The organism is Pannonibacter sp. Q-1 (assembly GCF_054073275.1).
This window is the reverse complement of sequence record NZ_JBSXNB010000006.1, coordinates 16,488-35,502: the sequence shown is the minus strand read 5'-3', so window position 1 is coordinate 35,502 and position 19,015 is coordinate 16,488. Positions and strand designations below refer to the sequence as shown.

The 19,015-nt window shown below is 64.8% G+C and carries 15 protein-coding genes; 11 read left to right on the top strand and 4 right to left on the bottom strand.

Going from position 1 to position 19,015, the window contains the following annotated elements; all coding sequences use genetic code 11:
- The first annotated feature begins 25 nt into the window (after nt 1-25).
- From iolG to ACVNHC_RS17265, 7 genes are all read left to right on the top strand, one after another.
- Nucleotides 26-1,030: an inositol 2-dehydrogenase gene (iolG, locus tag ACVNHC_RS17295; protein ID WP_374631025.1), complete on the top strand. Its 1,005-nt coding sequence runs from the start codon at nt 26-28 to the stop codon at nt 1,028-1,030.
- Nucleotides 1,031-1,043: 13 nt separating this feature from the next.
- Complete coding sequence (locus ACVNHC_RS17290; RefSeq protein ID WP_457168309.1) at nt 1,044-2,954, top strand: bifunctional 5-dehydro-2-deoxygluconokinase/5-dehydro-2-deoxyphosphogluconate aldolase; 1,911 nt, start codon at nt 1,044-1,046, stop codon at nt 2,952-2,954.
- Nucleotides 2,951-4,777 carry a 3D-(3,5/4)-trihydroxycyclohexane-1,2-dione acylhydrolase (decyclizing) gene (gene iolD, locus ACVNHC_RS17285; RefSeq protein ID WP_457168307.1) on the top strand — a complete coding sequence of 609 codons (1,827 nt, stop codon included), beginning with the start codon at nt 2,951-2,953 and terminating at the stop codon, nt 4,775-4,777. Before ACVNHC_RS17290 ends, iolD begins: the two co-directional genes overlap by 4 nt.
- A gap of 3 nt (nt 4,778-4,780) precedes the next feature.
- Nucleotides 4,781-5,683, top strand: a complete 903-nt coding sequence (gene iolE, locus ACVNHC_RS17280; RefSeq protein WP_457168305.1) for a myo-inosose-2 dehydratase — start codon at nt 4,781-4,783, stop codon at nt 5,681-5,683.
- A 492-nt stretch (nt 5,684-6,175) separates the two neighbouring features.
- Nucleotides 6,176-6,382, top strand: a complete 207-nt coding sequence (locus tag ACVNHC_RS17275) for a hypothetical protein (RefSeq protein ID WP_050475236.1) — start codon at nt 6,176-6,178, stop codon at nt 6,380-6,382.
- Nucleotides 6,379-7,191 carry a 5-deoxy-glucuronate isomerase gene (gene iolB / locus ACVNHC_RS17270; protein ID WP_409842007.1) on the top strand — a complete coding sequence of 271 codons (813 nt, stop codon included), beginning with the start codon at nt 6,379-6,381 and terminating at the stop codon, nt 7,189-7,191. Before ACVNHC_RS17275 ends, iolB begins: the two co-directional genes overlap by 4 nt.
- Nucleotides 7,192-7,663: 472 nt before the next feature.
- The gene (locus ACVNHC_RS17265; protein WP_457168302.1) at nt 7,664-9,004 is read left to right on the top strand and encodes an IS110 family RNA-guided transposase; all 1,341 of its coding nucleotides are present in this window, start codon (nt 7,664-7,666) and stop codon (nt 9,002-9,004) included.
- Nucleotides 9,005-9,083: 79 nt separating this feature from the next.
- On the opposite strand, the gene ACVNHC_RS17260 is transcribed toward ACVNHC_RS17265, so the two are convergent.
- The 4 genes from ACVNHC_RS17260 to ACVNHC_RS17245 form a co-directional block, all read right to left on the bottom strand.
- Entirely contained in the window at nt 9,084-9,464 is a 381-nt protein-coding gene (locus ACVNHC_RS17260; RefSeq protein WP_457168300.1) for a DUF1850 domain-containing protein, read from the bottom strand.
- The gene (locus ACVNHC_RS17255; protein ID WP_457168298.1) at nt 9,461-11,572 is read right to left on the bottom strand and encodes a TRAP transporter permease; all 2,112 of its coding nucleotides are present in this window, start codon (nt 11,570-11,572) and stop codon (nt 9,461-9,463) included. The genes ACVNHC_RS17260 and ACVNHC_RS17255 overlap by 4 nt, the downstream gene beginning before the upstream one ends.
- 89 nt (nt 11,573-11,661) lie before the next feature.
- Nucleotides 11,662-12,615, bottom strand: coding sequence for a TAXI family TRAP transporter solute-binding subunit (locus tag ACVNHC_RS17250; RefSeq protein WP_123195100.1), 954 nt, complete (start codon nt 12,613-12,615; stop codon nt 11,662-11,664).
- Between the two features lie 210 nt (nt 12,616-12,825).
- Complete coding sequence (locus tag ACVNHC_RS17245) at nt 12,826-13,971, bottom strand: ROK family transcriptional regulator (protein ID WP_457168296.1); 1,146 nt, start codon at nt 13,969-13,971, stop codon at nt 12,826-12,828.
- A gap of 224 nt (nt 13,972-14,195) precedes the next feature.
- Here ACVNHC_RS17245 and ACVNHC_RS17240 point away from each other — a divergent pair, with 224 nt between their 5' ends.
- From ACVNHC_RS17240 to ACVNHC_RS17225, 4 genes are all read left to right on the top strand, one after another.
- Nucleotides 14,196-15,335: a CobW family GTP-binding protein gene (locus tag ACVNHC_RS17240; protein ID WP_457168294.1), complete on the top strand. Its 1,140-nt coding sequence runs from the start codon at nt 14,196-14,198 to the stop codon at nt 15,333-15,335.
- A gap of 3 nt (nt 15,336-15,338) precedes the next feature.
- On the top strand, nt 15,339-15,611 hold the full coding sequence (locus ACVNHC_RS17235; protein WP_050475242.1) for a hypothetical protein: 273 nt from the start codon (nt 15,339-15,341) through the stop codon (nt 15,609-15,611).
- 89 nt (nt 15,612-15,700) lie between these two features.
- Entirely contained in the window at nt 15,701-18,310 is a 2,610-nt protein-coding gene (locus tag ACVNHC_RS17230; RefSeq protein WP_457168292.1) for an ATP-binding protein, read from the top strand.
- Nucleotides 18,310-18,996 carry a response regulator transcription factor gene (locus ACVNHC_RS17225; protein WP_050475244.1) on the top strand — a complete coding sequence of 229 codons (687 nt, stop codon included), beginning with the start codon at nt 18,310-18,312 and terminating at the stop codon, nt 18,994-18,996. The genes ACVNHC_RS17230 and ACVNHC_RS17225 overlap by 1 nt, the downstream gene beginning before the upstream one ends.
- The last annotated feature ends 19 nt before the right edge of the window (nt 18,997-19,015 follow it).

Genomic DNA, 19,015 nt, shown 5'->3' with positions numbered 1-19,015 from the left:
GCGGGCTCATTTAGGAAAGACCGACATGACAATGCGTTTCGCAGTATTGGGGGCAGGGCGGATTGGCCGCGTCCATGCCAAGGCGATCGCCGCGACGGAAGGAGCCACGCTGATTGCCGTGGCCGATCCCATCGCAGCGGCGGCTCAGTCGCTGGCGGCGGAGCATGGCTGCTCCATCCGCACCATCGACGAGATTGAAGCGGCAAAGGATGTGGATGCGGTCATCATCTGCACCCCGACCGACACCCACGCAGACCTGATCGAGCGCTTCGCCCGCGCCGGCAAGGGCATCTTCTGCGAAAAGCCGGTGGACCTGAACGTCCAGCGCGTCAAGGACTGCCTGAAGACGGTGAAGGAAACCGGCGCGACGCTGATGGTCGGCTTCAACCGCCGCTTCGATCCGCATTTCGCCGCGCTCAAGGCCACCATCGACAGCGGCCGCATTGGCGATGTGGAGATGGTGACGATCACCTCCCGCGATCCTTCGCCCCCTCCGTATGAGTACATCTCCCGCTCGGGCGGCATCTTCCGTGACATGACCATCCATGACTTCGACGTGGCCCGCTGGCTGCTGGGCGAGGAAGTGGAAACGGTGATGGCTTCTGCCTCCGTTCTGGTCGATCCGGAAATCGGCAAGCGCGGTGATTTTGACAGCGTCAACATCATCCTGCGCACTGCGTCGGGCCGACAGGCGATCATCACCAACACCCGCCGCGCGGTCTATGGCTATGACCAGCGCATCGAGGTGCTGGGTGCCAAGGGCATGGTGGCTGCCGAGAACCTGCGCGAAGCCAACATCGAGGTGGCTGATGCCAGCGGCTATCACAAGCCGCCGCTGCTCGACTTCTTCATGACCCGCTACACGGCAGCCTATGCCGCCGAGATCACCGCCTTCATCAAGGCCGTGACGGACAAATCCGTGCCGCCCACCACGGGCGAGGACGGGCTGAAGGCACTGGCTCTGGCGGAAGCGGCGCTGAAGTCGGTTGCGGAAGGGCGTGCCGTGCGCCTCTCGGAAATCACGGGCTGAAGGACCAACGCGGATGAGCAAGACCCTCGATCTCATCACCATCGGCCGGTCCTCGGTCGATCTCTATGGCTCCCAGGTGGGTGGCCGTCTTGAGGATATGGGCAGCTTCCAGAAATATATCGGAGGCTCGCCCACCAACATTGCCGCCGGTTCCGCGCGGCTTGGCCTCAAGGCTGGCCTCATCACCCGCGTGGGGGATGAGCACATGGGCCGCTTCATCCGCGAACAACTGGTGCGCGAGGGCGTGGACGTGACGGGCGTGAAGACCGACCCGGAACGCCTCACCGCCCTCGTGCTGCTGGGCATCCGTGACGACAAGCAGTTCCCGCTGATCTTCTACCGCGAGAACTGCGCCGACATGGCGATCTGCGAGGACGACATCGACCCCGCATATATCGCCAGCGCAAGGGCGGTGGTGGCCACCGGCACGCACCTGTCCCATCCGCGCACCGAAGCTGCCGTGCTGAAGGCCCTGCGCCTTGCCCGCGAAAGCGGCGGCCAGACGGCACTCGACATTGATTACCGCCCCAACCTCTGGGGCCTGTCCGGCCATGGCGACGGCGAGAACCGCTTCATTGCTTCGGCCAAGGTGACGGCCCGCCTGCAGCAGCACCTTTCCCTGTTCGATCTGATCGTCGGCACGGAAGAAGAGTTCCACATTGCAGGCGGCTCCACCAACACCATCGAGGCGCTGCGCGCCGTGCGGGCGCTGACGGGGGCGACGCTGATCTGCAAGCGCGGGCCCATGGGCGCTGCCGCCTTTGCCGGGGCCATTCCCGATACGCTGGATGAAGGCGAGGCTGGGCCGGGCTTTCCCATCGAGGTGTTCAACGTGCTGGGCGCGGGCGACGGCTTCATGGCGGGCCTGCTGAAGGGCTGGCTCGACGGCGAGACCTGGCCGCGTGCGCTGACCTATGCCAATGCCTGCGGTGCCTTTGCCGTGTCGCGCCATGGCTGCACGCCGGCCTATCCGTCCTGGGAGGAGCTGCAGTTCTTCCTGAAGCGCGGCGTCGTCACGCCAGCGCTGCGCAAGGATGCGGAGCTGGAGCAGGTGCACTGGTCCACCAACCGCTCCTATGACTGGCCGTCGATGCATGTCTTTGCCTTCGACCACCGCCGTCAGATGGAGGAGCTGCCGGGGGCAACGCCGGAGAAGATCGGCGCCTTCAAGAAGCTCTGCCTTGCCGCCGTGGAAGAAGTGGCTGCCGGCAAGACCGGGTACGGCCTTCTGTGCGACAACCGCCTTGGCCGCGATGCGCTGCATCAGGCGGCGGGCAAGGGGCTGTGGATCGGCCGTCCGGTCGAGTGGCCCGGCTCGCGTCCGCTGACGCTGGAGCCGGAGCTGGGGCCGGACTATGGCGGGCTCGCCGAGTGGCCGCTGGAGCATGTGGTCAAGGTTCTGTGCTTCTGCCATCCGGAGGACGATGCGGCCCTGTGGGCAGAGCAGGAAGCGGTGATCCAGCGCCTGTTTGCCGCCGCCCGCCGCAACCGGCTGGAATTCCTGCTTGAGGTCATCCCCTCCAAGGTTGGCCCGGTGGATGACGAAACGACCGCCCGTATCATCGAGCGCTTCTACAAGCTGGGTGTTTATCCGGACTGGTGGAAACTGGAGCCAATGCGCTCCGATGCTGCCTGGAAGCGCACCTGTGACATGATCAAGGCCTATGATCCGCGTGTGCGCGGCATCGTGGTGCTCGGTCTTGACGCGCCGGAGGACGAGCTTGCGGCCTGCTTTGCCACGGCTGCCCAGCATGATCTGGTCAAGGGCTTTGCGGTGGGGCGTACCATCTACAGCGAGGCGGCACGCGGCTGGCTCGCCGGAACCATGACGGATGCTGAGGCCATCGCACAGATGGCCGGAAAATTCGCCCGCCTGTCCGCCACATGGGATGCGGCACGCGGTGCAACGGGAGTTGCGGCATGAGCAAGGTAAGACTGACTGCCGCCCAGGCCATGGTGCGCTGGCTTTCCAGCCAGATGACCGAAGACGGCGTGCCCTTCATCGCCGGTGTCTGGGCCATCTTCGGCCATGGCAATGTGGCCGGCATTGGTGAAGCGCTGTACGGCGTGCGCGACACGCTGCCCACGTGGCGGGGCCACAACGAGCAGGGCATGGCCCATGCGGCCATCGCCTATGCCAAGCAGCTTGGCCGCCGCCGGGCCATGGCGGTGACTTCCTCCATCGGCCCCGGCGCCACCAACATGGTGACGGCGGCAGCGCTGGCCCATGTTAACCGGCTGCCGGTGCTGTTCGTGCCGGGCGATGTCTTCGCCAATCGCGGGCCGGACCCGGTGCTGCAGCAGATCGAGGATTTTGGCGACGGCACCATCAGCGCCAACGACTGCTTCCGCCCGGTCTCGCGCTATTTCGACCGCATCATGCGGCCAGAGCAGCTGCTGACGGCCCTGCCGCGCGCCATGGCGGTGATGACCGATCCGGCCGATTGCGGCCCGGTGACGCTTGCCTTCTGTCAGGATGTGCAGGCGGAAGCCTATGACTGGCCGGAAGAGTTCTTCGCCCCCCGCGTCTGGCGCCAGCGCCGCCAGCGCCCGGACGAGGCGGAACTGGCCGAAGTGGTGGCCCTGATCCGCGCCGCGAAAAAGCCGGTGCTGATCGCAGGCGGCGGCGTGCATTATTCCGGCGCGACGGAAGCGCTGAAGGCCTTTGCCGAGGCGCATCAGATCCCCGTGGCGGAAAGCCAGGCGGGCAAGTCGGCCCTGCCGTGGGATCATCCGCTCAACCTTGGCCCGGTCGGCGTCACCGGATCGGAAAGCGCCAACAGCGCCGCGAAGGATGCCGATCTCGTTATCGGCGTTGGCACCCGTTTTCAGGATTTCACCACCGGCTCCTGGGGCCTGTTCCGCAATCCGGCGCGCAAGCTCGTCTCCATCAACGTCGCAGCCTATGACGCCATGAAGCATGGCGCGGTGCCGCTGCAGGGCGATGCCCGCGTCTGCCTTGGCGAATTGTCAGCGCAGCTGGGTGCCCACAAGGGCCCGGTCGTTGCCGCAAGCCTCAAGGCGGACTGGTTTGCCAAGGTCGATCCGCTGACGGCTGCGCCGGAAGCGGATGCTAACGGCCTGCCCACGGATCAGCAGGTCATCGGCGCCGTGCAGCGTGCCGCTGGTCCCGATACGGTGGTGATGTGCGCCGCCGGCACCATGCCGGGCGAATTGCACAAGCTGTGGAAGGCGAGCCGCCCCATGTCCTACCACATGGAATACGGCTTCTCTTGCATGGGCTATGAGATCGCCGGAGCGCTGGGCATCAAGATGGCCGAGCCGGAGCGCGACGTCATCTGCATGGTCGGCGACGGCAGCTACATGATGATGAATTCCGAACTCGCCAGCGCCGTGATGCTGGGCCAGAAGATCACCGTCGTCATCACCGACAACCGGGGCTACGGCTGCATCAACCGGCTGCAGATGGGCACCGGCGGAGCCGAGTTCAACAACCTTCTCGACCACACCAACCACACCAACCCCAGCCATATCGACTTCGTCGCCCATGCAGGTGCCATGGGGGCGAAGGCGGTGAAGGCCGGGTCCATTGCGGAGCTGGAGGCAGCCCTTGCCGAAGCGAAGACGGCAAGCGGCCCGTTTGTGGTGGTCATCGACACCGATCCCTATCCTTCCACGCCCCATGGCGGCCACTGGTGGGATGTGGCGGTGCCGGAAGTTTCCGCCCGTGCCGAAGTGCGGGCGGCGCGCGAGTCCTACGAACGTTCGCTTCAGGAAAGAAACTGAACCATGATCCTCTATGGCACCAACCCTATTGCCTGGTCCAACGACGACGACCAGACCCTCGGCGCCCATATTTCGCTTGAGCAGTGCCTCGACGAAACCGCCAAGATCGGCTTCGACGGCATCGAGAAGGGCCACAAGCTGCCCGCGACGCCGGAAGGCATCGCCAAGGAGCTGGGCGGACGCGGCCTGAAATACATCTCGGGCTGGCATTCGCTGAACCTTCTGACCAACTCCGTCGAGGACGAGAAGGCGGCGATGCAGCCCTTCCTCGACCTGCTGAAGGCGGTGGGTTCGAAGGTGATCATCACCTGCGAAACCTCCAATGCCATTCATGGCAATGACGGCGTGCCGGTGAACAACAAGCCGGTGCTGGCCGCTTCCGAATGGGCGGACTTCGGCCGGGGCGTCGAGGCGCTGGCGGCCTTTGCGGCAGAGCAGGGCATCACGCTGGTCTATCACCACCACATGGGCACGGTGGTGGAGAGCGAGGCGGAAATCGACCTGTTCATGCAGCACACGGGACCGGCCACCAAGCTGCTGTTCGACACGGGCCATTGCTACTTCGGCGGCGGCAATCCGGCAGCAGTGGCCGAGCGCCACATGGCCCGCGTGCGCCATATCCATGCCAAGAACGTGCGGCCGGACATCATGCGTCAGGTGCGTGAGGAAAACCTCTCCTTCCTCGAAGGCGTGCGCCGCGGTGTCTTCACCGTGCCGGGCGATGCGGAAGGCGGCGTCGATTTCCTGCCCGTGCTGAAGAGTGCAGCCGCGCACGGCTACGAAGGCTGGCTTGTCATCGAGGCCGAGCAGGACCCGAGCGTTCGCAATCCCTTCGAGTACCAGAGCATGGGCTTCAACGCCCTGCGCAGCTTCGCCCGCGAGGCTGGGCTCGACAAGGGCAGGTGATGGAGGGGGCTGCCGGATCTACATATCAGGTCCGGAGATTGCCCGCAGTGATGCGTTTGATCTATGGCAGGGCCTCTCCGCCCCCCTCCCCCTCGTGGGGAGGGGTAAGGGGTGGGGGTATGATCCCACAACTATCTGAAGTATATATGATTTCTTGAAGAGGCGTCAGGAGGAGCAGCTGTCTCTGGTCAATGGATGCTTTGCCAGACGGAAAGGCTTTCCCCCCACCCCTAACCCCTCCCCACGAGGGGGAGGGGAGCGGAGGCGCCGTGCCTGAGTGATCAGGATTCAGACTTTCACCGAGGTTACCTTCGGCTTCAGGTACGATGTATGCATGCAGTAAAAAGGGGGAGAGGGGTGCTGCGGCAAAAGGCAGAGCTAGGGAAACACGGCAGGAAGCTTTAAACCATATATGTTTCAGCACAGGCCCCTGCCATCTGCTACGCTCGGCGTTCCCGCTTTCCCCTGATCCCAGGCAGCAAAGAGACCTTGATGAAGATTATTGACCCGACCCATTCCTTCTACGGCCCGCTGTGGCGGCGCATTGCCATTGTGGTGGTTGCGGCTGGCTGGGCCGGGTTTGAATACTGGAACGGCTCCACCGGCTGGGCGCTGTTCTTCGCGGCCATTGCGGCCTATGCCGCATGGGCGCTGATCATCACCTACAAGCCGCAACAGGGCGGAGACGGAACGGCATGAGCAAGCTTCTGAGAAAGCCGCAAGGCACCCACGGCAAGACCCACGCCATCACGCCGGAAAGCGCCGGCTGGGGCTATGTGGGATTTGATCTTTACCGACTGAAGGCGGGCGAGACTGTTGGTGAGGCCACCGGCGGACGTGAAGTCATCCTCGTGCTGGTCGAGGGCAAGGCCCGTCTTTCCGCATCGGGCAAGGACTTCGGCGAGATGGGCCTGCGCATGGACGTGTTCGAGCGCCTGCCGCCCGCCTGCCTCTATGTGCCGGACCAGTCGGACTGGGCCGTCACCGCCACCACGGATCTGACGCTGGCCGTCTGCTCGGCACCGGGCAAGGGCACCCATGAAGCGCAGGTGCTGGGGCCGGATGGCATCCAGCTCGACCAGCGCGGGCAGGGCACCAACACGCGCTACATTCACAACATCGCCATGGAGGGGCGCGATGTGGCCGGCAGCCTGCTGGTGACGGAAGTCTTCACCCCCTCCGGCCATTGGTCCTCCTATCCGCCGCACCGGCATGACGAGGACAACTATCCGGACATGACCTATCTGGAAGAGACCTATTACCATCGGCTCAACCCGGCGCAGGGCTTCGGTATCCAGCGTGTCTTCACCGAGGACGGCTCCCTCGACGAGACGATGGCCGTTTCCAACCACGACGTGGTTCTGGTCCCCAAAGGCCACCACCCCTGCGGCTCGCCTTATGGCTACGAGATGTATTATCTCAACGTCATGGCCGGCCCCTTGCGCAAGTGGCGCTTCAAGAACCACCCGGACCACGACTGGATCTACCAGCGCGACATGGTGAAGTGAGGAATAGGGAGCGTCCCAGCTAGGTTTTGGCTGTTTTCTCTCGCAGATGCACATGTCTGTTTCGAAAAGAAGCCCCCGTGATGCTTTAGGTTTGTGGCAGGACCTCTCCGCCCCCCTCCCCCTGGTGGGGAGGGGTAAGGGGTGGGGGGCTGCGCCTGCAAGGGTTTGAAAACTGAACCTTTTTCTGAAGAAGCATCAAGAGGAGCGGCTCCGCAGAACCGGTGAATACCCTGCCCGCCAGAGAAGCCCCCTGTACCACTTATCGCGATCCGTTCTGCTTTGTCGTAGGCTGTTCGGATCGGGCGAGCCTGCCGGGAGCAACCTATCGCCCCTGTGCCTTGAGCACCTGGGGGGGACCTGTGCCCCGGCAGGAGGCCGTGGTGGATGCCTTGTGGGGAGTCCGCGCCATCGAGCGCCAGTACAGGGATCGGCAGGCATCGCGGCGGCTCGAGGATGACTTGAGGAGATCGTCATGGACGAGGATCGGCCGGACTGGTTCGTGGGCGTCGACTGGGCATCGCAGACGCACCACGTTGTTCTCATCGATGCCCGCGGCCGCAAGATTGCCGAGCGTGGCTTTCCTCATGGCGGGGAAGGCATGGCGGAGATGACGGCCTGGATCGGCAGGCACACGGGAGCGGCGCCAGCGAAGGTCCCCGTGGCCATCGAGGTGCCGCATGGTCCCGTCGTCGAGGGGCTGATGGAGCGTGGCTTTCCCGTCCACGCCATCAACCCCAAGCAGCTCGACCGCTTCCGCGACCGCTTCTCGACCGCTTCCGCGACCGCTTCTCGACCGCTTCTCGACCGCTTCCGCGACCGCTTCTCGCCCGCTGGCGCCAAGGACGACAGCCGGGACGCGGAGGTGCTGGCGAGTGCGCTCAGGACCGATCCGCGCTGCCTCCGGCGCCTGGAGCCACTCGACCCGGCCGTCGTGGAATTGCGCGAGTGGTCGCGCATCGCCGAGGACCTGCGGCATGACCGTAACCGGCTCGGCAACCGCGTCCGCGAGCTTCTCTGGCGTTACTATCCGCAGATGCTGGAATTGACCGATGACGCCGCTGCGCCCTGGTTCCTGGAGCTCTGGGCGCTCGTTCCAACACCCGGCAAGGCTGCCCGCGTCCGCGAGCTCACCGTCGAGCGGCTCTTGAAGAAGCATCGCATCCGCCGCATCTGCGCGGCTGAAGCCCTCGGCCGGCTGCGTGCACCCGCGCTGACTGTCGCGCCCGAAACGCAGAGTGCAGCGGTGGACCATCTGGCGTCCGTCGCCAAGCGGCTCCAGCTCGTCAATCGCGAGATCGCAAGCGCCGATGACCGCCTCGACCGGTTGACCGCCCGCCTCGCCGGGGCCGGGGACGGGGCCACGGACGGAGAGGGGGACGGCCGGGAGACCGGGCCGGGGCAAATCCCTGAGCAGCATGACGTGACGATCCTGCGAACCTTGCCGGGCGTCGGAAGGATCGTCATCGCCACGCTGCTCGCAGAAGCCTACGAAGCCCTGCGGCGAAGAGATTATCACGCTCTGCGATGCCTGTCCGGCGTCGCACCCGTCACCCGGCGCTCCGGCAAGAGCCGCATCGTCGTCATGCGCCAGGCCGCCGATGGCCGGTTGCGAAACGCAGTCTACCACTGGGCACGCGTCGCCACCCAGCACGACCCGGTCAGCCGCGACAGGTACACCGCCCTCAGGAAACGAGGCCACAATCACGCACGCGCACTCCGTTCCGTCGCAGACCGTCTCCTCGCCGTCGCATGCGCCATGCTCACAACAGGAACGGCCTTCAACGCAAATCACGCCACGAAAGCCACTTGCTAAATGGTGGGGGGGGACTCCCCACCCCTAACCCCTCCCCACGAGGGGGAGGGGGGCTGAAACGCTGTGCCGGGTGCTCTATTCAGATTGGCAGGAATGCCTCCCCCTGCTCACACGGCGCAATCCTGACCGGTTCCGAGGCATCGGCACCGATCGTGTGGCAGGTGCCGTTTGCGCAGAGGGTCCAGCCGGAGACGGTGGCACCGGAGGCTGCGAGCAGAAGTTCCGGTTGCGGCGGCAGGGTGGGTGTCCAGATCCACCAGCCGTCCTGAAGCCGGGCGCCATCGCCCGGTTCCATGCCTGCGCCCGAGCCGCGCACGCGGGCCTCCTGAAGTTTGAGGCCGTCCTGCGTCACCACCCAGGTTTCCTGCCACTGCGTCTTTTCGACGGAGTGGGTCCATTCCAGCGTGAAGGGGCCGGAGAGGCTGAGCGTCAGCGCTCCGGCCAGAAGGCAGGCGCTCATGTGCCTGCGTTCGGGGTGGCCTTCTTGCCTGCCGCCATGTTGGCCCTCCAGACGAGGAAGGCGAAGAGGGCGAAGAGCCCCAGCCCCACTTCATCCGTGACCGGCAGGGCCGCCACCAGCGTGAAGGCCGAGGCGATGGCAAGCACCCGCATCCACCAGGCCAGCGGCACGCCGAGCCAGCCGATGACGGCTGCGCCCCACAGGCTGATGGCAATGGCGACCTTGAGGACGATGTAGATCACCGCCGGGACATAGCCGATGCTTTCTGCCAGCGCCCCGCCATCCTGCAGCATCAGGGCCGGGGTATAGACGGCCATGAAGGGGATGACGAACCCGGCTGCCGCCACTTTCACGGCCTCGAAGGAGATCTTCAGCCCGCTTTCCTTGGCGATGGGGCTTGCGGCAAAGCAGGCGAGCGCAACGGGCGGGGTGAGGTCGGCGAGGATGCCGAAATAGAACACGAACATGTGGCTGACGATCAGCGGCACGCCGAGTTCCAGCAGGGCAGGGCCTGCGATGGACGAGGTGATGATGTAGTTCGGGATGGTCGGAATGCCCATGCCCAGCACGATGCAGGTGATCATCGTCAGAAGCAGCGAGAGGAACAGGCTGTTCTGGCCGACGCTGACGATGAACTGGCCGAAGGTGGTGGCCGCGCCCGTCAGCGTCATGGTGCCGATGATGATGCCGACGAGGGCACAGGCGACGCCCACGGGCAGGGCGGTGCGGGCGCCTTCTCCAAGGCTGTCGCGGCACAGGGCCAGCGTGTTGCGCCCGCCCTTGGTGAAGATGTTGAGGAGAATGAGCGCCGAAATGGCGATCAGCAGCACCTTGATGCCGAGGGAGAAGAAGGCAGCCCCCGTCAGCCCGAGGCCGATCCAAAAGATCGTGCGGATGACACCCTGCGGCAGGCCGAGGGCAACGGAGCCGCCGAGGATCAGCAGGACGGTCAGTCCCAGACCAATGGTGCCGGCGAAGAGCGGCGTGTAGCCGCCGAAAAGGAGATAGACCAGCACGCCGAGCGGCAGCAGCAGGAACCAGCCTTCCTTCAGCGCCTTCACGGCGGAGGGCAGTTCGTCCTTCGGCAGGCCGCGCAGGTTCCGCTTGCCCGCTTCCAGATGCACCATCCAGAAGGCAGAGGCGAAATAGAGCACGGCAGGAATGAGGGCCGCCTGCACCACCTCGTAATATTCGACGCCCAGCGTTTCGGCCATGATGAAGGCCACCGCGCCCATGACCGGCGGCATGATCTGGCCACCCATGGAGGATGTGGCCTCCACACCACCGGCAAAGGCCGGGCGGTAGCCGAAGCGCTTCATCAGGGGAATGGTGAACTGGCCGGTGGTGACCACATTGGCAACGCCCGAGCCGGAAATCGTGCCCATAAGCCCTGAGGAAATGACCGACACCTTGGCGGCCCCGCCCGTGGCATGGCCGACGAGGCCGAGGCTGACATCGGTGAAAAGCTTGATCATCCCGGCCCGCTCCAGGAAGGAGCCGAAGAGGATGAACAGGAAGATGAAGCTGGAGCTGACATAGACCGGAATGCCGTAGATGCCTTCCGTGCCATAGGTCATGTGCTCGACAACCTGCGCAAAATCGTAGCCGCGATGGTCCAGCGGCGCGGGCAGATACTGACCGAATAGGCAGTAGGCGAGAAACAGCCCCGCAATGATGGGCAGCGCCAGCCCCATCATGGCCCAGGCGGCGGCAAAGACCGTGACGAGCGCGACGACTCCCATTGCCAGATCCCGCGGCAGCGGGTCGCCTGCCCGGATCAGAAGGTCCGTGTAATCCCACCACTGGTAGGCCGCGACGGAAACGGCGGCGAAAGCCATCAGCCAGGCGGCGATGCGCACCGGCAGCTTGTCATGCCGGGCGGCGGCGACCAGCGGGAAGGTCAGCAGGCCGAGAAAGCCGACATGCACCGCGCGCACGATCTGGCTCGGCAGGTCGATGACATGGGCGGCCGTGGCGATCTGGAAGGCGGAAAAGGCAAAGGCGATCCAGAACAGCAGGCGGCCTTCAAAGCCTTCCTGAAAGCCAGCGCCATGCGGGTCTTCCTGAGGCGCAGCAATCTGGGTCTGCGGAGAGAGGGGTGTGCTCATGCGCGGCTCGAACTTTCGCGGGGTGCGGCAATGCGGAAAGGGAAAAAGGGGGAGCGCAGATGCTGCGCTCCCCCCGTCAGCCGGGGCCCTTACATCAGGCCCTTTTCCTTGTAGTAGCGTTCGGCACCGGGATGCAGCGGCACGGGCATGCCGGTGAGGGCATTGTCGAGGCTGATGGCCCGGGCGGCCGCATGGGCGGCGACCATTTCCGGCAGGTTCTCGAACAGCTGCTTGGTCATCTGGTAGGCGGTTTCTTCCGAGACATCCTCATGGGTGATGAGGAAGTTGACGACCGCGACCGTCGGCACATCGGCGCTCTGGCCGTCATAGGTGCCTGCCGGAATGGTGGCGGCGATATAGGGGGCACCCAGTTTTGCGACCACATCTTCCGGTACGGCCACCATGTTGACCGGAACCGAGGTGGCAAGGTCCTTCAGCGAGGCAACGCCAAGGCCTGCGGACTGCAGGGTGGCGTCGAGCTGGCGGTTCTTCATCAGTTCCACGGACTCGGCGAAGGGCAGGTATTCGGTCTTGGACAGATCCGAGTAACCCATGCCGGCGGCGGCAAAGATGGCGCGGGCATTCAGTTCGGTGCCGGACTTGGCCGCACCCACGGACAGGCTCTTGCCCTTCAGGCCGGCCAGATCGGTGATGCCGCTGTCCTTGGAGGCAACGATCTGGATGTAGTTCGGATAGATGGCGGCAATGCCGCGCAGCTTGGTCAGGGGCGCCTTGAAACCGGCCTCGGCATCGCCTTCCCAGGCGAGCTTGACGGAATCACCGAGGGCAAAGCCGATCTCGCCCTTGCCTTGCTGGAGCAGGTTGAGGTTTTCGACCGAGGCCTTGGTGGCCTGCACCTGCGGGCGGGCGCCTTCGATCTTGTCGCCATAGATTTTCGACAGGGCAACGCCCAGCGGATAGTAGACGCCGGATGTGCCGCCCGTGAGCACGTTGATGAATTCGGCCTTGGCCGGGGCCATGGCAACGCCCATTGCGGTGGCAGCGATGGCAGCAGCACCAAGCGAACGCTTGATCAGGTTCATGAATATGCCTCCCTTTTGGTTCCGGTCTTTTCGTCCGGCATGCAGCACGGCTGGGGCCGCAACTGCCTTCTGGCTCATGGCCACACGGGCACAAGGTCTCCTCCCGTGAGCCTTACCGGCAGCAAACGTAGCGGGGGAAACGGCGCAAGAGCAACCGTGTTTATACCGAGGCCATCCGGGGGAGGGTGCCTGTGGAACGAGGTGCGTTGCTCAGCCGCCGAGGGCAGCCTCGATCAGCCGGGGAAGGCCCAGCCTTGCGGCACCTGTCAGCGGGGCGCCGCCGCCGAGCTGCGAGCGGCGGATCTCCGGCGGAGCAGGGTGGCACAGCGGCAGAAGCGTGCTGACGCGGGCGATGAAATCCGGCCTTGCGCCGATCGAGCCGCCCAGCACCACAAGGGCGGGGTTGGTGATGGCGGCAAGGGCGGCAATGGCGCGGGCGGCCAGCCGGGCGGTTTCGTCCAGAACGGCTTCGGCGGCGGCATCGCCTTGTTCTGCCCGGGCGAAAATCTCCGGCACGGTGATGTCTTCACCGCTCAGGGCAAGGTAACGGCGGCGCATGCCGTGGGAGCCTGCTTCCTGCTCCAGCGCGCCGCAGTCCCGCGATTGCGGGTCAAAGGGATCGGCGCCAAACGGCAGGAAGGCGATTTCTCCGGCCGCATGCGCGGCGCCGCGCAAGAGCCGGCCATCGCAGATGAGGCCGCAGCCGATGCCGGTGCCCACGGAAACATAGGCCATGTCCAGAACAGGAGCTGCGGCGGACAGCGCCCACCTTTCGCCTTCGGCGGAGAGGTTCACGTCATTTTCCAGCTGCACGCTGCACCCGAGCGCTTCGGCAAAGGCGGCACGCACGTCGAATGTGTCGAAGGCCGGAATGTTGGGGGCCATCATCACCCGGCCTGCCGTGAGGTCCGGTGCGCCGGGCACACCGATGACGGCATGGCGCACCCGGCTCCAGTCAAGCCCTGCAGCCGCAGCCGCTTCCCGGCACAGGCGCGCGATCTGGGTGATGACGTGCTGGCCGCCCCGGTCATCCGTTGGCTCTGTCAGGCCGGGCAGAAGCGTGCCGGTGAGGGTTGAGAGCGCAACCGCCACCTTGGTGCCGCCCAGATCCACCACGGCGCAGCAGGCCGCGTCCGCAATGGGCGCGAAAACGCAGGCGCGCCGCCCGATATGACCTCCGGTCTCGCCGGTCTGCCGGATGAGGCCCGCGGTCTCCAGCGCCCGGCAGATGAGCGTCAGCGTCTGTTTCGATAAGCCGCAGCGGCGCGCCAGTTCAGCCCGGGACATGGGGCCATCCAAGAGAAGCTGCCGGAAGACGGCGTGATGCGTGGCCGGATGCTGCGGGAGTGGTGACATATTAGGTGCTTTTAGTTCGTCAGGTTGACGAACTAAATTCCTGATCCTCCTTGTTGTCAAGCGCCGGACCGTCTTGCAGCGCCGGAGTGCATGTAATAATGTAACATCGTCGCGCGCGCTTGCCAGTGCGTGCCAGATGCTTATCTCTAGCCGGGATCCTGGCCGATTGCCTTCAGGCAGGACAGGGTGAGCTGCAGCCGCCGGTGCGAGGAATTGGGGACGGAATGCCAAAGATCACGCAGAAAATCCCCGTTATCGTCCTCACCGGCTTTCTGGGCTCGGGCAAATCCACGCTCTTGCAGGAGTTGCTGACCCGCGAGAACGGGCAGGACACGGCGGTCATCATCAATGAATTCGGCGAGGTGCCGATTGACCATGATCTGGTCCGGGTGGGCCGGGGCGAGCTGATGCGCACCTCCACCGGCTGCCTGTGCTGCACCGCCGGGGCCGATGTGCGTGCCACCCTGTACGAGCTGTATGAAGCGGTGGAGAGCGGCGATGTGGCCCCGTTCTCCCGCGTCATCATCGAAACCACGGGCCTTGCCGATCCCGCGCCGCTGGTCAACCAGCTGGTGGCCGGCGCCATGCCCGCCATGGGACTGCGTGATCATGTGGTGGCACGGCACTTCGTGCTCGCCGGTGTCGTCACCACGGTGGACATCATCACCGGCGAAATCACGCTGGAGAACCATTTCGAAGCGGCCAAGCAGGTGGCCTTTGCCGACCGGATCGTGCTGACCAAGACAGATCTGGCGCAGGACCCGGCGAGCAAACGCGATATCGCCCTGCTGGCAGAAGGCCTGCGGCAGCTGAACCCTGCGGCTGAACTCATCGACCGGCACGGGGAGGGTGTTGATCTCGACAGCCTGTTCGTGCCGCGCAACTATCAGCCGGCCAGCCTTGGCGAGGATGTGCTGGGCTGGCTCGCCATGGATCAGGCGGTCAGCGCCGAAGGCGGCCATGCGCATGGCAAGAGCGGCCTTTCCCGCCACGCCGCGCGGGTGAACAGCTTCGTGCTCACCTCCGATGCGCCGTTCGCGGAGGCCAACTACAAGCGCTTCATGGATGTGCTGGTCAAGGCGGCCGGGCCGCGCCTCCTGCGCGTCAAGGGATTGATCGCGCTGGAAGATGCGCCGGACAAGCCGCTGGTCATCCATGCGGTGCAGCATGCCGTGTTTCCGGCGGTGCAGCTGGAGGCCTGGCCGAGCGAAGACCGGCGCGGGCGCCTCGTCTTCATCACGGATGAGCTGGAGGAAAAGCCCGTCCGGGACCTGTTTGAAGCGGTGCTCGTCGGCCGTCCCTCGGCCATGGAGCGACTGCGCAGTGCAATCGGGCTGGGGCCCAAACCAACACGGGACGCCTGACACATGACGGCATTCATCAATCCGCTCAAGCCGCGTTCGCGCGGTATTCCGCAGAAGATCGCCGAGATCAAGGGCTGGGTCCGCACGGCCTTTGCCCTTGAGGAGGGTGTGGCCATTTCCTTGTCTGAGCTGAGCTGCCGCGATGAGGGCTGTCCGGATGTGGAAACGGTCATCGGCCTGCTGCGCGAGGGGCATCCCATCGAAGTGCATCGTCTGCACATGCCGCTGACGGAGGTGAGCGAAGCGGATGTGCTGAAACTGGCGGCAGGTGGCTGAACTTCCGGCGTTTTTCGGGTTGACGTCGCACGAGGGCGAATAAGGCGGTATGTCTTTGGGAAACTAAAGACCTGCGCAGGCTCGATTCGATGAGTACGCAACCCGCCCTGGACCTTCCTGCATCACGGCTGTTCAGCTGGACCGGTGAATTCCGGAACCGTGAGCAGGAAGACGCCTATTGCACGGCGTCTCTCCGCGAAACGCTGGGGACGGCCAAGCTCTGCGTCGGGGCAACAACGATTGCCAGCCTGGCCTTCGCGCCGATGGATATCATGATGCTTGAGGAGCCGCGCCTGCTGCTCTTTCTTGGCATCCGGGCGGTGCTGGGCGTGCTCTGTGTCGTGGTGCTTTACTTTCTGGTCAAGGCGGAAAGCCATCACCGGATCGTTGTGCTGACCTATGCGCATATCCTGCCGTTCTTCTTTCTCAATGCGCTGATTTTCGACCATCCGGCGCTGACCCGCCATGGCGGTCTGCTGCTGCCGCTGATCGCCATGTCCATGGCAATGTATCTGCCTGGGCGCTTCTGGGTGGTGGCACTGACCAGCGCCTATGCGCCGCTGGTCAGCCTGCTGTTCTGGGGCGTGTTGCGGCCGCAGCCTGAAACGCCGCTGGATCTGGCCTCCATCTTCCTGGTGATCACGGTGGCTTACGTGGCGGGCAGCGTGGCCAGAGTGCAGCTGAACAGAATGCGCCGCGAGGAGTTTCTGCATATCGAGCGGGAGCGGCAGATCAATGAGGAGCTGCGCCAGGCCAAGGATGCGGCGGAGGCCGGTGCCCGCGTAAAGGCTGACTTCCTTGCAGTCATGAGCCATGAGATCCGCACGCCTCTCAATGGCGTGCTCGGCATGGTGCGGCTGGCGCAGGCCGAAGAGCTGCCGCCGGTCGCCCGCACGCGGCTGGAAATCCTGCAGCAATCCGCCGAGGCTCTGGCCACCATTCTGGATGACGTGCTGGACCTGTCCAAACTGGAGACGGGAACGGCGGAACATGAAAATGTGCCGCTGGACCTGCATCAGATCCTCAAGGATGTGGTGACGCTGGTCAGTTCCAAGGCGCAGGAGAAGGGGCTTTCCGTCCGTCTGGATTTCCATCCCGATGTGCCGCGCAGGGTGATGGGGGATCCGGCAAGACTGCGCCAGATCCTGCTCAATCTGGCCGGCAATGCGGTGAAGTTCACGGAGCAGGGCTTTGTCACCATTACGGTGGACCTGCAGGGGCAGCTGTCCGGCGGAACACAGGCGGGCCGCGGGCTTCTGCCGCTGCGCTTTTCCGTCCGGGATACGGGCATCGGCATTTCGGAGGAAGAGATGCCGCGCCTGTTCCAGCCCTTTTCGCAGGCCGATGCCTCGATCCGCCGCCGCTATGGCGGCTCGGGGCTGGGTCTTGTCATCTGCCGCCGGCTGGCCGAGGCCCTGGGCGGCAGCGTCTCAGTGACCAGTATCAAGGGAGAGGGCAGCTGTTTTCAGCTCAATCTGCCCATGGCACGGGCGCTTGAAGGAGCGCTGGAGGCGGCTGCAGCAGAGCTGGATGCCGGCACCCATTCCGGGCTGGTGCCGCTGCGCAGCCTGGCGATCCTTCTGGTGGAGGACAATCCGGTGAACCAGCTGGTCGCCAGCGGGTTGCTGGAACGCGAGGGCCATGTCTGCACTGTGGCAGACAGCGGCGAGGAGGCACTGAAGCTGGTGCAGGCACGGCCCTTTGATGTGGTGCTGATGGACCTGCAGATGCCGGGCATGGACGGATATGAAACCTGCAGCGCCATCCGGGCGCTGGGCGGGGCCTTCCGCCATCTGCCCATCATCGCGCTGACGGCCAATGCGCTTCCGGAGGACCGCCGCCGGTCGCAGGAGGCGGGCATGGATGGGCACCTGGAAAAGCCGGTGCGGCCGGAGATTCTGAACGATACGCTGCACCGGGCCGCCAGCCGGAGGCAGGCGCAGGAGCGCTCCTTGGCGGAGCGGCGGCCCATGCGGCCGCTCAACATCCTGCCGGGCGCCGATATTCTGATTGCAGGTGACGTTCCCCCGGGCCTGCCCGAGGGTCTCACGGGCCTTGGTTACCGCGTGTTTCCGCTCCCGGACATCAAGGCAGCCCGGCATATCCTGGCTGTCCGGCCGTTTCCGGTGATGATCCTCTTCCCGCGCCGAATGGGCGATGTGGCGGCGGCGCAGGAGCTTTGTGAAGGCGGCATGCAGCTCGTTACCTGCGCTTGCGGGCCTGCGGCGCTGGATGAACTGCAGCGGCTTGGGGTCGACGCGGTCTTCGATTGCGGCCGTGCGGAAGGCAAGCGCGTGCAGGATCTGGCGGAAGAACTGGGGCAGATCCTGAGCGGCCCTGTGGTGTCCGGGGAGGCGGGACATATGGTCACAGCCCCAGCCCAGCTTCTGGGGCCTGACCGGCTTGCGCAGCTCAAGATCCTGTTCCTTGAGAATTTGAAAGAGCAGCTTCAAGCTTTGCGTAAGGCGGAAGGTGATAGCGTGGAACTGCAGCGTGTTGCACACCGCGTGAAGGGCAGTGCGGCCAACATGGGTTATACTGACCTCCAGCATGCTGCCGGGCTCTTGTTGACAGAAATAACCGCGCCAAGTAACGGCGCTATCGATAAGCTTTCAACCGCACTTAGTGCGGCGATTGCAGAGCTTGAAACGAATACAGGCGCCAAGGCAACTGACGCGCCCGGGAAGACAGCACGCTGATGACCGCAACAGTCCTTGTCGTTGAAGATGCCCCCGAAAGCCTGGAGATGATTTCCGGCTTCCTCAAGGATAATGGCATGACGGTGATCGCTGCGGGCAGCGGTGCGGATCTGCGGGCCCGGTTGCAGGGTTTGCAGCCGGACATCATTCTGCTGGACGTCAATCTGCCGGACGAGGACGGCATCGAACTGGCGCGGCAGTTACGCCTTGGCGAGCGGTTCGGTCTCATCTTCGTCACGGGGCGGGATTCCGATGATGATGTTCTGGCCGGGCTCGATGCGGGCGGGGATGACTATGTCACCAAGCCGATCAACCTGCGCACGCTGCTGGCCCGCATCCGCAGCGTGCTGCGCCGCTCGCGCGAGCCGGTGATCACCTTTGACGGGTGGATCCTGGACGTGGTGCGGCGCGAATTGTTCCGCCCCAACGGTCAGCTGGTGGAGCTGACGGCCGGTGAGTTCAACATTCTCGTGGCGCTGGCCTCCCGCCAGATGCAGCCGCTGAGCCGTGACTTTCTGCTGGATGTGATTTCCAACCGCGACCCGCGCGACATCAGCGGCCATACGGTCGACAACCTGATCGCCCGCCTGCGCAAGAAGATGCAGCATGAAGGAAAAGACGCGCCGATCGTCACCATCCGCGGTGTCGGCTATGCGCTGATGCCCTCGCAGCACAAGGTGGACTGACGGAAGACGGGCCTCCTTG

Bases quoted from the DNA above. Each gene is read 5' to 3' on its own strand.
- iolD (WP_457168307.1), top strand. From the start codon at position 2,951: ATGAGCAAGGTAAGACTGACTGCCGCCCAGGCCATGGTGCGCTGGCTT.
- ACVNHC_RS17260 (WP_457168300.1), bottom strand. From the start codon at position 9,464: ATGAGCGCCTGCCTTCTGGCCGGAGCGCTGACGCTCAGCCTCTCCGGC.
- ACVNHC_RS17225 (WP_050475244.1), top strand. From the start codon at position 18,310: ATGACCGCAACAGTCCTTGTCGTTGAAGATGCCCCCGAAAGCCTGGAG.
- ACVNHC_RS17240 (WP_457168294.1), top strand. From the start codon at position 14,196: ATGCCAAAGATCACGCAGAAAATCCCCGTTATCGTCCTCACCGGCTTT.
- iolG (WP_374631025.1), top strand. From the start codon at position 26: ATGACAATGCGTTTCGCAGTATTGGGGGCAGGGCGGATTGGCCGCGTC.
- ACVNHC_RS17275 (WP_050475236.1), top strand. From the start codon at position 6,176: ATGAAGATTATTGACCCGACCCATTCCTTCTACGGCCCGCTGTGGCGG.
- ACVNHC_RS17265 (WP_457168302.1), top strand. From the start codon at position 7,664: ATGGACGAGGATCGGCCGGACTGGTTCGTGGGCGTCGACTGGGCATCG.
- ACVNHC_RS17290 (WP_457168309.1), top strand. From the start codon at position 1,044: ATGAGCAAGACCCTCGATCTCATCACCATCGGCCGGTCCTCGGTCGAT.
- iolB (WP_409842007.1), top strand. From the start codon at position 6,379: ATGAGCAAGCTTCTGAGAAAGCCGCAAGGCACCCACGGCAAGACCCAC.
- ACVNHC_RS17230 (WP_457168292.1), top strand. From the start codon at position 15,701: ATGAGTACGCAACCCGCCCTGGACCTTCCTGCATCACGGCTGTTCAGC.
- ACVNHC_RS17255 (WP_457168298.1), bottom strand. From the start codon at position 11,572: ATGAGCACACCCCTCTCTCCGCAGACCCAGATTGCTGCGCCTCAGGAA.
- iolE (WP_457168305.1), top strand. From the start codon at position 4,781: ATGATCCTCTATGGCACCAACCCTATTGCCTGGTCCAACGACGACGAC.
- ACVNHC_RS17235 (WP_050475242.1), top strand. From the start codon at position 15,339: ATGACGGCATTCATCAATCCGCTCAAGCCGCGTTCGCGCGGTATTCCG.
- ACVNHC_RS17250 (WP_123195100.1), bottom strand. From the start codon at position 12,615: ATGAACCTGATCAAGCGTTCGCTTGGTGCTGCTGCCATCGCTGCCACC.
- ACVNHC_RS17245 (WP_457168296.1), bottom strand. From the start codon at position 13,971: ATGTCACCACTCCCGCAGCATCCGGCCACGCATCACGCCGTCTTCCGG.